The sequence below is a fragment of the Aquibacillus koreensis genome, from assembly GCF_025154055.1.
In the GTDB taxonomy this organism is placed as follows: Bacteria; Bacillota; Bacilli; order Bacillales; family Amphibacillaceae; genus Aquibacillus_C; species Aquibacillus_C koreensis.
In genome coordinates this window covers 18,837-35,040 of record NZ_JAOALK010000052.1, presented here as the reverse complement: position 1 = coordinate 35,040, position 16,204 = coordinate 18,837, and the positions used below count along the sequence as shown (strand labels likewise).

Sequence of the window (16,204 nt, the reverse complement as noted above, 5' to 3'; positions counted from 1 at the left end):
CTCGATATAATGTTATAGTTGATACCGCTTACACATTATTTAAAAAAATAAATTATACAACACGAGTAGAGAAGCTTTCTTCTACTCGTTAAAAAAACCTGGATATTGCTCTTTTAACTTCCCTTTTTCCAGGTCGACTAATTTTAGATGCAAGGCCATTGATGCTTCCGCTTCGTCACGTTTCTTATCTGAAATGAAGTGGAATATTTCTTTATGCTGCGCAACAAGCACGCTCCAATTATGATCCGCAACCAATCGCAACATTCGTAAGCGGTCAAAGTGACTATTCATCTGCCGGATCATATTCCACGTACGAATTTTGTTACAGCCTTCAAATAAGATTTTGTGGAATTCATCATCTAATTCGAACAATTTGTGATGAGATTCTTTTTCCAGGCACAGTTCTTGTAATCTAATATTTGTTTCAAGTTGAAAAAGTTGGTCATCATCCAACGCTTCACACGCTTCTCTAACAATTGCTTTTTCAATATTTTCTCTAATAAAGCGTCCTTCTTCCACTAGCGATAAATCAATTTGTGTAACGATTGTTCCGCTTTGAGGAAACACGCCCAACAAATCCTCTTGAGCCAGCTTTAAAAACGCTTCTCTTACCGGTGTACGGCTAACCTTCAGTTTTTCAGAGACTTCTTTCTCTGATATTTTCGTTCCCGGCTCTAGCTCTAAATTAATAATTTGATCTTTAAGCGTGTAATACACGAAATCACGCGTGGAACCATTAATTCTTGTATTGGTTGTAGAAATGCCCTTCACCTCACCATCACCTTGCTACATCCAACACCACACTGTATTTTAATCATACTAGTATGGTAGTTATACAACCATTATAGGACGGATCTAGGCAAATTTCAATAAATATAAGGGGATTTTTTTTAATTTTGTATCCGTTTTCTCAACTGGTAGGAGGAGATTGTTAGGGCTGTTTTCAATATCGGTGGTTTTTTTTATTTGTCAGAGTCGATATAAAATCCTTCGTAACAAAAAAGTAATATATTTAACAGTGTACTAGCTAACTTTTGGGAGTTGGATCCCTCTCTGACTACAATCGGCTCTTGAGGCATTTAATTGTCGGAGATCGTGGCATTCTCTGACTTCAATCCACTCTCAAGGGTTTTTCTTGTCAGTGATCGCACTCTTCTCTGACTTCAATCTGCTCTCATGGGACTTTCTTGTCAGTGATCGCACTCTTCTCTGACTTCAATTTACTCTCGAGGGGTTTTCTTGTCAGTGATCGCACTCTTCTCTGACTTCAATCTACTCTCATGGGACTTTCTTGTCAGTGATCACACTCTTCTCTGACTTCAATTTACTCTCGAGTGACTTTCTTGTCAGTGATCCCACACTTCTCTGACTTCATTCTGCTCTTGAGGCTCTTTCTTGTCAGTAATCCCACACTTCCCTGACTTCATTCTGCTCTCGAGGTACTTTCTTGTCATTGATCCCACACTTCTCTGACTTCATTCCGCTCTCGAGGTACTTTCTTGTCATTGATCCCACACTTCTCTGACTTCATTCCGCTCTCGAGGGTTTTTCTTGTCAGTGAACGCACACTTCTCCGACTACTTTTCGAGTTCCTGCTTTGGAAATGTCAGAGGGTGGGCTAATGACGCACTCTATAGAAATTCAGTATTATCCAGATCTCCTATGGCACACCAAATATAAAAAGAAAAGGATGTATGCTCAATTGCATACATCCTCAACCTATTTTATTTCTCTTCATACTTAAAATAAGCAAAATCAGCCGGTAATTGTTGCCCGCTTAAATCTTGATTACACACTCCAACAAAAGTACCAGTAAAACGAATATAATCTGCATCATCATCAGAAAGATTACTTATATCTATTTTTTCACCAATCGTCTGCCATTCCCCTTCACCATCCACATAATAAAATTGAAGCCATTGATGGTTGATCATCGCTTTTAATTTTGTAGTAGCATTGTTAAGTGGGATATCTTGATTTAATAATTCATCATATTTACCGTGTCTTGTTTCTATAATTCCGATACACTTTCCATGCTCCTCATGGTCTGTAACACGTAGATACACATGATCATCGGTATCATAATAAACGATTAAGCCGGCCATTTGTTGAAAATGTTCTGGTGAAAATTCAACCTCTGTCTCCACTTCCGCTTGAAAGCTTTCTAGTCTCCTTGCTAGCAAGCTTTGACGGTGGCAGGAATTCATTGATTCTCCACCTTTTAGCCTTAAATAGCCTGGGCGCTCTGTAAGTGAAATCCAATCCTCTTCAAAAGGTCTTCTTAATGAATTCCAATATCTTTTCAATGTATCGCTACTAAAATCATCTAAGTTACTTTCTTCTTCAAATGGGTGTGCAGGCAAGTCAGGAGCTTCAACAATCGTTTGCGGATTATTCCCTCCCTCTACACGTAACCATCCATCTTCTGTCCAATAACATTTTTGAATCGCTGTTTCTCGTCCTAATATACACTTCTTATCAACAACTGGTCTTGCACAAAGATGCGCCATATACCATTCGCCATTTTGCGTTTCTACAAGACTACCATGACCAGCTTTTTGCAGTTGATCTTCGTTTTCTTGGTCTGAAGTTAAAATCGGATTAGTCGGGTCCACTTCATAAGGCCCCTCTAATGTTTTGGATCGAGCCATTGTTGCCGCATGCGTGTACCACGTGCCGCCTTCAGCTGTTAACAAGTAATAAAAACCGTTTCGTTTATAAATATGTGGTGCTTCTGTTAAGCCAAGTTCTGTACCTTTAAAAATATTTTTAACCGGACCTACTAGCTTTTTCTCTTCAACAGAATATTCTTGTAGCGCAATTCCTGCAAAGGAGTTGGTCCCTTTTCGATGGTCCCAAATCATATTAATGAGCCACTTTTTCCCATCATCATCGTGGAATAGTGATGGGTCAAAGCCACTGCTATTCAAGTAGACAGGTTCGGACCATGGACCTTCAATATTTTCTGCAGTTACCAAATAGTTTGGCGTATCTTTAAAGGCACCCATTCTGCTTTTCACGTCCGTATAAATTAAATAAAACAGACCATCAGCATAACTCAGACACGGTGCCCAAACCCCACCAGAGTTTGGATTCCCGATCATATCTAATTGTGATTCACGCGTTAACGGGTATGTAAGCAATCGCCAATTAACCATATCTTTTGAATGATAGATTTGAACACCAGGAAACCATTCAAAGGTAGATACAGCAATATAATAATCATCTTCCACTCGCAAAATGGACGGATCGGGATGATAGCCAGGTAGTACCGGATTTGTTATTTGTGACAATGTAACCATCCTCTCTATTTTTCGTAAGCACTTACATTTTACACGAAGACGTCTCTTATGAAAAACGATAATGTAGAAAAAACTGACATTCTTTTGAATGCCAGCGTTTTTCCTGAAACCCTCTATATGAACCCAATATTCACCCAATTTCTGACTACCCTTTCACCGACCCCGCAGCAAGTCCTTTAACAATTTTCTCTTGTGCCACAAAGTAAACGAGTAAAAGTGGTAAACTACCTAGTGTTAATGCAGCCATGATTGCTGGTACATTGATTGTAAACTCACCATAAAATTCTCTTAAACCTAGTGGTAAAGTTGCGACATCTGATGAATTAGTTAAGACCAAAGCGAAAATAAATTCATTCCATATGTGAATAAAGTTGTAAATCGCAACAGTTGCAACTGCAGGAGTTAATAAAGGAAAGAGAATATTCCAAAACAATCTAATATGGCCGCATCCATCGATTTTGGCTGACTCCTCTAGTTCTTTCGGGATCTCTTTCATAAATTGAGTGAAAATCACTACAGCAATCGGTAAAGCAAATGCAACATACGGTCCAATAAGCGCCCATATCGTATCGTAAAGACCTAAATTGATCGTTAATAGATAGATCGGAATTAGGGTAGTATGGATAGGAATCATCATCCCGACCATAAATAACAAAAATAGAGGCGTATTCAATTTGAATTTCAATCTAGCCAGCGGATAACTAGCCATTGCACCAATAACAATAACAATGATCACCGACAAGACCGACACGATTAAACTATTCATAAAATATCTAAAAAAATCGATTTCTAACAAAAGTCCATAGTTGCTAAAGGAGAAACTTTCCGGAAGAGACCATGGTGATGTCATGAAATTCAGTTGGGATTTAAACGATGTATTGACCATGATGAAGAAAGGTAATCCCGTAAAAAGCAGTAATACAATTGCTAGTACATACAGGGGCATTTGCTTTATTCTTTTTATCATTATTCCACCCCTCTTCTTTTTCTCTCACCGATTAAAATGAACAAAGTTATAATAAACGCAATGATAAACATGGAAAATGAGACGCTACTACCGTAACCCATATTAAAATTAGTAAATGTCTGCTTATACATATACGTAGCCATTAATTCCGTTGAATTGTTTGGACCACCCATGGTCATCACATAAATCAAATCAAAATATTTCAATGAACCGATAATGGACAAGATTGCAGAAGTAACGATAATCGGCATTAGTAATGGAAGTGTAATATTCTTAAACCTGTGCCACGCGGTTGCACCATCAATACTAGCAGCTTCATATAACTCTTCAGGAATACCGACAATTGCCGCTCGAAATAGAATCATATAAAACGGAGCAAATTGCCAACATACTGTTGCAATAACTGCCCATATTGCTGTACTTTCTTTTCCGATCCAAGCCTGCTGTAAAGATTCTAATCCTATCATTTCCAGAAGTGCATTTAGCAGTCCAAAGTTGCCATCATAAATAAAAATAAACAAAATACCGATCGCTACTGTGGACATAAGAAACGGCATGAAGAAGACAGAACGGAAAAACCGAATACCTTTAATCGGGCTGAACAATAATAGCGCCATAATCAATCCCAATGGTAGTTGGGTTAATAATGAGGCACCAACTAACAAAGAATTGTTACCCAATGATTCCCAAAAGACCTCGTCTTGAAATAGGGTAATATAATTTTCTAACCCTTGAAAAACAAAGTTATTATCAATACCAGACCAATCAAACAGACTATAATAAAAAGTCATAAAGATAGAATAGATAACATACACACCATATATGATTAATGCAGGCGTCATAAAACCAATGATCGCTAAGATCTCTTTTCTTTTCTTGGCAGCCTTCGTCTGAACCTTTATTGAAATATGTTTTTGCGTTGATGCTTCTCCCAATTGTTTTTGCAATGCCCTCACCCCAATTATAATGGGAAAACTACACCAAGAATTTACGCTTAATGTAGTTTCCCTTACTAAGTCTTCAAATAGGTTTATCGGAAGTTAATCTAATAACTCTTTTGCTTTTTCTTCCACTTTTGCCATTGCTTCTTCCGGGGTCATCGAAAGACCAATTAATGCCTGTGTAGTATCTAAGTGAACTTGTGCTAGTTCTGGCGGAAGTGTTTGGTCATAATACGTTTGCATAGCCTCTGAACTTTCTAGGACATCACTGATTTCTTGTACATATGGATCTTCATATTCCACACCTTTAATTGCAGAAATGTCTCCAGCAGTATTAGCCATTTGTGTAGAAGTTTCTAAACTAGCAAGCTCTTTCACTAGTTCAGTTGCTAGATCCTGGTGTTCACTAGATTCGGAAACAGAGAACACAGGAGATACCCCACCGACAATATGGTTTTTAGCACCTTGGCCACCTTCAATAGCAGGGAATAAGAAGAATCCTAGCTTTTCTTCAAATTCAGGCATTTCATCACGAACATTATTGACTAACCAGTTACCCATGACCTGCATACCAGCTTTTCCAGAATATAATAACTGTCTTGATTGACCAGTGTCATAGTTCATTCCGTTTACACCTTCAGGGAAGGCTTCCATTTCCACTAGTTCTTGTAATTTATGACCGGCTTCAATATACGCTTCATCGTCAAAACCTCTTCCGGTACGATTATAAGCCTCGCTAAATAAATCTGGTCCTCCCATTCTTTCTGCCAAGTACATCAGATAAAAAGATCCAGTCCACTTAGATTGGTTCGCTAACGTGAATGGAATAATATCATTTTCCTTTAGTGTTTCAACAATAGCAGTTAGGTCATCAAACGTTTCAGGTTCCTCTATACCAAGATCCGCAAAAATCTCTTTGTTATAGAACACAGGTACAACAGCCATACCAATTGGTGCACCATAAACTTTCTCACCATACGTAGATGCGGATAAGGCAGCTTCAACATAGATGTCTTGATCGATATCATTCGTAATTTCTTTTACTTGGCCAGCGTTAACGAACTGCTCAAGCCAACCTCCACCCCAAGACGAGAATACATCTGGTGGATTTCCACCACCCATCGCTACAACTAATTTTGATTTATATGGGTCATTTTCTTGTTGGGAAACTTCGACTGTTACGCCAGGGTTCTTTTCTTCAAAGCGGTCTACTGCTGCTTCAATAGCCTCCCCTGAAGGACCATCCTCAATATGCCATAACGTTAATGTTACATCTTCTTCAGGTTCGCTACTCTCGTTACTTTCACTTCCACTTTCTGTTTCCGTATCATTTCCACTTTCATTTTCCGGTTCGTTTTCTCCCCCCGTGCTTACATCGGTATTCGTCGGATTACACCCCACAATCACGACTAGCGACAATAAAAATACTAGCAACAAACGAAATTTCATTCTGTTTCCCCCTTGTTTAAATTAATGATAACGTTTACAAAAACTAAAACCTCTGTTTCCCCCCTTTCCTTGGAATAAAGTTAAACAATTGTTTGAAATTTCAGATAATAAAAAGGAGTAAATAACTAAGATGAAGAATCATAAACATATAAAGATAATTAATTTGTTCATGAAGTGAGTTTTAGATAGGTAAATTAGTAGGATCTTTCAAGGGTAATCAAATCAGGCATTTAGTTGGCTAGTCAAGAAGAATAATTATAAAGGTTTATACTTGAATGAGAGGATAAATTGCTACTTAATTGTTTTATATTATAAAACAGAGTTTGATATATTGACATTATACCTTCTAAAATTTATAATTGTCAACAACAAATGTAAGCGCTTTATAATATTTATATGCAATCACGATCGTCATCATGTGTTCATCCATGCTAATCCACAAATATAGCGAAGGAGAGATTATTAGTGACAAATTCTCTAGAGAAACTGATGCAATCTGATTCGACTCATCTGTATGACATCAAGACGCACGCACACGGTCCCCAAGGTAAACTACCACTCACGGATCAGATGCTACGCCATTCCCCAAGCGGTAACTTGTTTGGACTTTCCCAGAATGTTGGAATGGGATGGAAGGCGTCCGACTTAACAGGAAAACAAGTTTTATTACTTAGTACACAGGGTGGGATGAAGGATGCGGATGGTAGCCCGATCGCACTCGGTTATCATACGGGCCATTGGGAAGTAGATTTATTGATGAAAGAAGCAGCCAAAGAAGTAATTAGACACCGTGGCATCCCTTTTGCCGCTTACGTAAGTGATCCTTGTGATGGTAGAACACAAGGTACCGAGGGAATGTTTGATTCTTTTCCATATCGAAACGATGCGGCTACCGTTTATCGCAGATTAATCCGTTCCTTACCAACAAGAGAAGCTGTTATCGGTATCGGTACATGCGATAAAGGATTACCCGCCATGATGATTGCTCTCGCATCAATGCATGACCTTCCAACCGTTGTCATCCCTGGTGGTGTAACATTACCTCCTACATATGGTGAAGATGCAGCAAAAATCCAAACGATTGGTGCACGGTATTCAAATAATGAGTTAAGTCTGGAAGAAGCTTCTGAACTCGGGTGTAGAACTTGCGCAACATCTGGAGGAGGTTGTCAGTTTTTAGGGACTGCCGCCACCGCACAAGTCGTAAGTGAAGCACTTGGTCTATCCGTTCCACATTCTGCATTAGCTCCTTCCGGTCAAGAGGTTTGGTTGGAAATGGCAAAACAATCTGCACGCGCTGTGCTCGCTTTGGAAGATGAAGGACTTAAAACAAAGGATATCATAACCAATGCATCGATTCGGAATGCGATGATCATCCATGCTGCTTTTGGCGGATCTACGAATCTATTACTTCACATCCCTGCGATTGCTCATGCAGCTGGGTGTAATATTCCAACTGCAGAAGATTGGGATGAGATTAATAGAAAGACTCCAAGACTAGTAAGTGTTCTTCCTAATGGACCGGATTATCACCCAACAATTCGGGCATTTTTAGCAGGTGGTGTACCGGAAGTGATGTTATACCTTCGTCCTCTCGGCTTACTTGACGAGGATGTGATGACTGTAACTGGGAAAACACTTCGTGAGAACCTTGACTGGTGGGAACAATCAGAGCGAAGAGTGAAAATGAAAGAGCGTTTAAAAGAAGCAGATGGACTGGATGCAGATCAAATTATCATGTCTCCTGACCAAGCAGAGATTCGCGGGCTAACTTCGACAATAACTTTTCCCAAAGGGAATATTGCTCCTGATGGCGCGGTTATTAAATCGACATCCATCGACTCAGAACGACTAGATGAACATGGTGTTTATTATCATAAAGCTGAGGCAAAAGTGTTCACAAGTGAAAGAGATGCAATTGAAGCAATAAAAAGTGGCGCTATAGTAAAAGGAGATATTATGGTACTGACGGGATGTGGTCCACTTGGAACAGGCATGGAGGAGACGTACCAAGTTACATCGGCACTAAAACATTTATCCTACGGTAAATACGTAACGCTATTAACAGACGCACGCTTCTCTGGTGTTTCTACTGGCGCTTGTATTGGGCATATTGGTCCCGAGGGATTAGCAGATGGGCCGATTGGCAAGCTACAAACTAGTGATGTCATTGAGGTACGCATTGATGCTATGAATCTATCAGGGGACATTAACTTTTTAGGAACGACTGCTCATCCTGTATCTGCAGAAGACGGGGCTAGAATACTAGAAGCACGTGAAACGAATGCAGAGATTAAACCCTCTCCAGGATTACCAGATGACACTCGGCTTTGGGCAGCCCTGCAAAAAGTAAGCGGTGGCACATGGCGTGGTAGTGTGTATGATGTAGATCGGATTATTAAAGTGTTAGAGGCTGGGGAAAAGGTATTGGATAAAGAAGTAATAGAGAAAAATTAAAGATTCAGAAAAGCTTGGCACCGAATGCCAAGCTTTTTATTTTTTGCAATTTTTAATACAATTATTGCTATCGATTCGGTATGTTAGACAGATAGGATGATAGGTCTATTTGTATGTAGACTATTTGAACGAAAACAGGAGAAAGACCCACTCGTCCATTCTCCTGCTCCACTTACAATCGAACTTTTATTAAAATGTTTCTCGTATTTCCATTGCGTTGTTTACTGTTTGTTCCATAATAGTAGAGAGTTTTTGATTTCCAAAAGTAAGTTCTTCCACTGTTGCATTCATTTCCTCTAGGCTCGCAGTAGCCTGTTCAATAATAGCCGCCAGATCACTAGTGGAATGCTCAACACCTGACGATTGCATTCGTACTTTCTCCGCGAGAGATTTGAATGTATTTAACCCCATATCAAGCTTATCCATCGTTAATGCAATTTCTTCAAAATAACCAGTAACCTCATTTGTTGATTGCACACCCAGGTTGATATTATGTTTACTTTGATCCATCTTTTCAAGTGCCTGTTTATTGCTTGTATTTAATTCTACTAAATTCGTTGAAATTTTTTCCGTTGTTTTGCCTGTAAGTTCTGCAAGTTTTCTTATTTCTTCAGCGACCACCGCAAATCCTTTACCTGCTTCCCCAGCCCTAGCAGCTTCAATGGAAGCATTGAGCGCCAAGAGATTAGTCTGTTCCGTAATGTCTTTGATCGTACCTGCAAATGAATTTGTTTCTGTAATTTTTTCTGTTAGCACATTAAACGTCTCACTTAAATCATTCATTACGCTCGAGAGGGAGCGAATATTTTCATTTAGCTCTTGAATCATATGATTTCCATTCGTAGTCAGCTGATTTGCATGCGTGGAGGCTTTATACAAATCAATAGATTTCGCATGGACCTCATCCATATTTTGCTTTGTATCCATTGTATTTTGTGTGATTTCTCCAATTTTCTCCGCTTGTGTTTGACTTCCAATCGATACTTCGTTTATAGTTGCGGCCATTTCATTTTGTGCTGTTAAGCTCAACTGCAAGTGCTCATTCACTTCCGCAATACTTTCAATGATCCCCTTTACACTACTCTCTAATTTTGACTTCTGTTGTTCCTTTTTCACTGTTTCTTCTTCAGCACTGACTAATAGTTCTTCTATTTTTTTAGTTTGTTCCACATGTAAACGAATAACAACGAAAAAGATAATACCAATTAATAAATAGATTAAGATAACATAACTAAACAATGCCTGAACTTGACTATTGCTTGCAAGAAAATGATTCGCCATAATAACAATTAGACCTAATGAATAACCAAAAAAGAATATCTTTCTGTTCATATGTATTGCCGAATAAATGGACAAAAATAATGTTATTAAAATAATTTGAATGCTACTTTCTTTAGTGAAAATAAATACTAAATTTAAACCATAAATTATTGTCAACATCAAGTAGGGCAGCATTCTTATTTTTTTCAACACTTTTTGCAGAAGAAAATATAAAGCTACTAAAATAACTAAACCAGCACTATAAATCGCTAACTTGTATAATTCCTTATCAACAATCGATAAACCTACACCTGCTAACATTGTAATTGCAATCGTAACTAGCATTAGTGTGTTTTTCTTTAATGCGTCTTGATATGTCATCTTATCTACCACGCTCATGCCAACACCTCCACCTTCACGGCACATACAAAAATTGTCATAAGTAAATTATATATGTATAAAGACCAACATGACAACATATTTTCCACAAGATACAAAACTATCTACCTAGGACTCTTTCACTATCCGAAAAAGTTAAATGCTAACTAGTAAATTACTTCAGAAATAATAAAAGCTTGGCTCAATGCCAAGCTTTTATTATTTCTGAAGTAATTTTTTTGTAAGATTAGGTCTCGCTGAACCATTATTTAAAATGAATGTTACAAAAACAAGTTTCTTCCTATTTATATAGCTACTATTATTTTCTCAGTAAATTTTATGTTCACTAAAAATCCGGTTCTAAACGCCAAAGCATTCATATGTATATTTCAGCGTTTATATTTAGGTGTTGTTTGAATCTCATATTTTGGTCATTAAGAAACATGAGGATGAACGCAACCATCCTCATGCCTAATAATTAAACAATTATCCTTTTATAAACACCGTCTTCGTCGTAGTAAAGAACTCTTTCGCCGCCTGACCTTGCTCACGTGACTGCGAACTAGAAGCTTTCATACCACCGAATGGCGCTTGCAGTTCCACCCCAGCAGTTTCTGAATTGATTCGCACTAGTCCTGCTTCAATATCGTCTATAAATGTCAATATGTGATCGATGTTTTTTGTGAAAATTGAAGCGCTTAGACCAAACTCTACATCGTTAGCTAAATCAATTGCCTCACCAAGTGTATCGACTTTCATTAATGCTAACACCGGTCCGAAAATTTCCTCTTGTGCAATCGTCATCGATGAGGTCACATTATCAAAAATAGTAGGATTCACATAGAAGCCATCCTCATACCCGTCAGGCTGGTCTCCACCAATAAGTAATGCAGCGCCTTCCTCAAGCCCTTTATCAATATAATGACGGACCGTATTATATTGTCCCTCACTAGCACAAGGCCCCATCCATGTACTTTCATCTAAACCATTTCCAACTTTAATATCTTTTACTTTGTCGAGTAGCTTCGCTTTAAACTCTTCATAGATACTACTTTGGACAATCACCCGGCTACTACACGTACACTTTTGACCGGTAGATTTAAGACCACCGCTAATTGCAGCATCAACAGCAAGGTCAAGATCACAATCAGCAGCTACAATAAGTGGATTTTTTCCACCCATCTCCAACTGATATTTACCTCCACGTCCGGCAACAGTTCGGCCAATGCCTTGCCCAACTTGGTTAGAACCAGTGAAAGTGATTGCATTCACGTCTTTGTGCTCCGCTAATCCTTGACCAATAACAGATCCTTTTCCAGTAACAAAGTTGACCACACCGTTAGGAAAACCTGCTTTATCAAAGCACTCTACTATTTTAGCAGCCGTAACTGCCCCTTCTGTTGCAGGCTTTAACACGACAGTATTCCCGTAAATTAAAGCGGGAGCCATTTTCCAAATTGGGATCGCGACCGGGAAGTTCCATGGGGTAATCACGCCTACTACACCCAACGGGACACGCTTACTAAACATTAATGCTGAACTGTCCGTAGATGGGATCACGTCCCCTACCTCACGCATGCCTTCGCCAGCATAATATCGAAGAATAGCTACACCACGGTTCGTCTCTCCCTTTGCTTCAGGTAACGTTTTTCCCATTTCTCTCGTCATTGTTTCTGCGATGTCATTTAGATTATCTTCTATTACTTGCGCTACTTTAAATAGAAGATTTCCACGGTCAGCACCGGATAATTTACGCCATGCTTTTTGTGCCTCTTTGGCAGCTGCTACCGCTTGGTCTAGATCTGCCTTTGTTGAACTTTGTACGTTTCCAACGACTTCATGTTTGTTGGCAGGATTAATACTTGCGATCACCTCATCGGATGAAGAAGTTTGCCAAACACCATTCACATAATTTAAATATGTTTTCGTTTCTGCAATTGTAGACATAAATATCCTCCTAAGAATTAAATAGTTTACTAGACTTCTTCTAAATTCGCCTTGACTTGTTCATTCTCTTGTAACGGAGCTTTAACAGGATTAGTTAAAGTACCAATGCCTGGAATCTCGATTTCTACCATGTCCCCATCTTGTAGTGTAAAATCATCATCTGGAACAATACATGTACCAGTTAATAAAATCGTACCATCAAAAGTAACATTATCTTTTATTAAATAGGATACTAACTCTTCATATTTTCTTTTTAGTAATGCTGTGCTTGCACTATCCTGAAATACCTTTTTACCTTCCCTAAAAATACGGCAAGTAATTACAAAACTGTATGGATCCTCTACAGTTTCAGCTAATCGAATTGCAGGCCCAATTGAACACGAGTGTTTCCAAACTTTTGCTTGTGGTAAATAAAGTGGATTTTCCCCCTCTATATCACGACTGCTCATATCATTACCAATCGTATAACCGATAATAGCACCATGACTGTCAATCACCAGACCCAATTCCGGCTCTGGAATTTGCCAATTAGAGTCGCTTCTAATATAAACAGGAGTATTCGGCCCAATTGTTCTTCTTTCTGTAGATTTCAAGAAAAGCTCTGGCCTCTTTGCATCATAGACTTTATCGTAATAGGAATTGGTCGTGACCTTTGCTTCCATGTTTCTCGCATCTCTACTTCTTGAATAAGTTACCCCTGCTGCCCATACTTCATAGGAACGAACTGGAAGCTTTAAAGTTAAATCTTCCATCTTTTCCGGAATTGGTAAAGAATCTTGCATAATCTCGTTTACAATTGCCAAGCATGACTTCTTGTTTTGCTCAGCAGTACGCATGAAGGAAATAAAATCAATAAATGGCAAATCATAAACCATTCCTTCATCCGTAACTGCAGCTAACTGATTTGGTCCTTCACCTGATTGATAACAAATAACCCTCATTCAACCACTCCTATTTTATATTATAAAACCGCGTTCTGTATTATACATACAGTAAACGCAATTTATTTATCATGAATAAAAAGAAGATGTATAACCTAATTTATTGGAAATTTCCAATGCTGTTTCTTTCAGTTGTTTAATTGTAGACGTTTTATATTCTTCTGTTACATTAGAGATTGTTGTTGATATACTAATCGCTGCCGATGTATCTCCCTTATGATCGAAAATAGGCACTGCGATACAACACACTCCAGGCTCATTTTCTTCCTGGTCCATCGCATAACCTACCTTAACTACCGCCTTCAACTCTTGTAGAAATGCTTCTTTTGAAGTGATCGTATGAACTGTTTGCTTAAAAAAGTCATACTCCTTTACTATCGCTTGTAATTCTGTTTCTTTTTTAAATGCTGTTAACACTTTCCCAACTGCACTTGAATGAATCGGAACTCTTCTTCCAATACGAGAAAAAACAATAGATGCCGCACCTTCTACCTTGTCGATATATACACCGGCGTTACCATCTAAAATAACGAGGTGCACCGTTTGTCCCGTCGTATCAGATAATTTCGTTAATGGTTGTTTTGCCACATTTCGAATATCTAAACTATGGAGCACATAATTTCCTCTTTCAACAAGCTTTAGCCCGAGGCTATATTTGCCAGTGTCGAGATCCTGTTTTATATAATCATGTTGTTTTAATGTTTTTAATAAAGAATGTATCGTGCTTTTATTTAATGAAAGTTGAGCACTTATTTCAGAGATCTTTAGTTCTTGTTGTCTTTCATCAAATAAATCTAGAATACGAAGCGCACGATCTATAGACTGAATTATTGGCATGCCATCTGTCTCCCTATCACGAAGCTATCCATTGTTGAAAATGTAAGCCTATTCATTTTTACTTTCAAATTACCTTTATCGCAAAATATTGTCAAGGTATTCGCATCTTTCTATTCAAAAAAGGTGAAATGTAAGATAATCTCACAGGGAATTTTACATGATAGCGCTTAAGTTTTCAGAATATTCTTTTACGCAATAAGTATACCTGATAAACTTGTATAAAACAATCATAGGGGGACATCAAATGAACAACAAATTGTATTTAAACCAAGCGATTCAATTAGCAGTTGAAAATGTAAGTAATAATGGTGGTCCGTTTGGAGCTGTTATTATTAATAAACAAGGTGAAATTATCGGAAGAGGACAAAACCGAGTAACAGATTGCAACGACCCTACTGCTCACGCAGAAATACAAGCAATTAGACAAGCATGTGAAAATCTACAAACCTTTCAATTAGATACATGCACTCTTTATACAAGTTGCGAACCATGTCCAATGTGTTTAGGAGCTATTTATTGGGCTAGACTTGAAAAAGTGTATTATGCAGCCGATCAGAACCTAGCTGCAGCTTCTGGTTTTGACGATGCTTTTATTTATGATGAGATTGCTAAACACCATGAAGCTAGATCCATCCCTTTTCACTTATTACCTTTAAAGGAAAAAGTGCTACCATTTAAGGTTTGGGACCAGCACACAGCCAAAGTAGAATACTAAGAAAGGCAAGTGATCCGAGAGACAGATAATCGGGTCACTTTTATTTATTATAATCCCACAACACCTTCCAATCCCCTTCTTCTTTTGTAGCATAAATAGATTGGACGATAGAAAAATTTCCGTAATCACCTTTATAGGATTGTGTAACCACAACCTCGTAAACGGTTCCGATTGGCTTTGCATCACTACTCATTTTCCAATTATTCATCTCATTCACTCCACTTAGTTCAAAAGAAAATGTCGTAACTCCAAAATGATTCATAAACACATGAGCTCGATCTTGTATATAATGGGCCTTATCAAACCTACTCTTCATTTGTGAATGAAATAAGTCCCAAGAATCCGCAAACTTCCCTTCTTCTTCATATACATAAAACGCTTCTACAATCTCTTTAGCTTGATGGCTTGGTGATAGTTGAATCATAATAAATACTACAATAAAAATGATAAAAGCAATGGCTACCCCAATGATTAACAATCCTTGTTGTCTTCGCATCCCATCTGCTCCCTTATTAAATCTGATAGCTTGCACACACTTTTGGACTACTAGTATAACTATTCAAAGCCCGGCAACATTATTATCAGACTTTCTACACTTTTAACAATACACAGGACAGATGTATCAATTACTTTTATACATATAACTTATTTTTTATTCGTAGTAGATACAAAATGCGACGTAACGCTCTATTCTAAGATAACTCCCAGATTATAATTAGCTTAGATTCCTTTTCGAGATCCTCCGCTATTATTTCGGGCATCACAACCGGCATTTGATTCCCTTTTGAGATCCTCCGCTATTATTTCGGGCATCATAACCGGCATTTGATCCCCTTTTGAGGTCCTCCTCCATTATTTCGGGCATCATAACCGGCATTTGATTCCCTTTTGAGGTCCTCCACTATTATTTCGGGCATCATAACCGGCATTTGATTCCCTTTTGAGGTCCTCCACCATCATTTTGGTCATCATAACCACTTTCTATTTGAATATATGATTATTACGTCACA

Annotated in this window: 12 protein-coding genes; 2 read left to right on the top strand and 10 right to left on the bottom strand. The window is 38.3% G+C overall.

Annotated features, from left to right (window positions below; genetic code table 11):
- Window positions 1-81 precede the first annotated feature (81 nt).
- From NYQ66_RS14845 to NYQ66_RS14825, 5 genes are all read right to left on the bottom strand, one after another.
- A complete protein-coding gene (locus NYQ66_RS14845) occupies window positions 82-762 on the bottom strand; it encodes a GntR family transcriptional regulator (RefSeq protein WP_407652097.1) in 681 nt (226 codons plus the stop codon).
- Window positions 763-1,724: 962 nt separating this feature from the next.
- Window positions 1,725-3,293, bottom strand: a complete 1,569-nt coding sequence (locus NYQ66_RS14840; protein ID WP_272480045.1) for a glycoside hydrolase family 43 protein — start codon at window positions 3,291-3,293, stop codon at window positions 1,725-1,727.
- Window positions 3,294-3,447: 154 nt separating this feature from the next.
- The gene (locus tag NYQ66_RS14835) at window positions 3,448-4,269 is read right to left on the bottom strand and encodes a carbohydrate ABC transporter permease (RefSeq protein ID WP_259870513.1); all 822 of its coding nucleotides are present in this window, start codon (window positions 4,267-4,269) and stop codon (window positions 3,448-3,450) included.
- Entirely contained in the window at window positions 4,269-5,216 is a 948-nt protein-coding gene (locus NYQ66_RS14830; protein WP_259870512.1) for a carbohydrate ABC transporter permease, read from the bottom strand. The genes NYQ66_RS14835 and NYQ66_RS14830 overlap by 1 nt, the downstream gene beginning before the upstream one ends.
- Before the next feature lie 93 nt (window positions 5,217-5,309).
- On the bottom strand, window positions 5,310-6,659 hold the full coding sequence (locus NYQ66_RS14825) for an extracellular solute-binding protein (protein WP_259870510.1): 1,350 nt from the start codon (window positions 6,657-6,659) through the stop codon (window positions 5,310-5,312).
- A gap of 465 nt (window positions 6,660-7,124) precedes the next feature.
- Here NYQ66_RS14825 and NYQ66_RS14820 point away from each other — a divergent pair, with 465 nt between their 5' ends.
- Entirely contained in the window at window positions 7,125-9,116 is a 1,992-nt protein-coding gene (locus tag NYQ66_RS14820; protein WP_407652095.1) for a YjhG/YagF family D-xylonate dehydratase, read from the top strand.
- A 189-nt stretch (window positions 9,117-9,305) separates the two neighbouring features.
- On the opposite strand, the gene NYQ66_RS14815 is transcribed toward NYQ66_RS14820, so the two are convergent.
- The 4 genes from NYQ66_RS14815 to NYQ66_RS14800 form a co-directional block, all read right to left on the bottom strand.
- A complete protein-coding gene (locus NYQ66_RS14815; protein ID WP_259870509.1) occupies window positions 9,306-10,775 on the bottom strand; it encodes a methyl-accepting chemotaxis protein in 1,470 nt (489 codons plus the stop codon).
- Between the two features lie 465 nt (window positions 10,776-11,240).
- Window positions 11,241-12,701 (bottom strand): alpha-ketoglutaric semialdehyde dehydrogenase GucD, encoded by a 1,461-nt coding sequence (gucD, locus tag NYQ66_RS14810; RefSeq protein ID WP_259870507.1) that lies wholly within the window; start codon window positions 12,699-12,701, stop codon window positions 11,241-11,243.
- A 29-nt stretch (window positions 12,702-12,730) separates the two neighbouring features.
- Entirely contained in the window at window positions 12,731-13,642 is a 912-nt protein-coding gene (locus tag NYQ66_RS14805) for a fumarylacetoacetate hydrolase family protein (protein WP_259870505.1), read from the bottom strand.
- Window positions 13,643-13,711: 69 nt separating this feature from the next.
- The gene (locus NYQ66_RS14800) at window positions 13,712-14,479 is read right to left on the bottom strand and encodes an IclR family transcriptional regulator (protein ID WP_259870504.1); all 768 of its coding nucleotides are present in this window, start codon (window positions 14,477-14,479) and stop codon (window positions 13,712-13,714) included.
- 244 nt (window positions 14,480-14,723) lie between these two features.
- Between NYQ66_RS14800 and NYQ66_RS14795 the strand changes: the two genes are divergently transcribed.
- Entirely contained in the window at window positions 14,724-15,194 is a 471-nt protein-coding gene (locus NYQ66_RS14795; protein ID WP_259870503.1) for a nucleoside deaminase, read from the top strand.
- 40 nt (window positions 15,195-15,234) lie between these two features.
- Here NYQ66_RS14795 and NYQ66_RS14790 read toward each other — a convergent pair whose 3' ends face one another.
- Complete coding sequence (locus tag NYQ66_RS14790) at window positions 15,235-15,690, bottom strand: hypothetical protein (protein WP_259870502.1); 456 nt, start codon at window positions 15,688-15,690, stop codon at window positions 15,235-15,237.
- Window positions 15,691-16,204 lie beyond the last annotated feature (514 nt).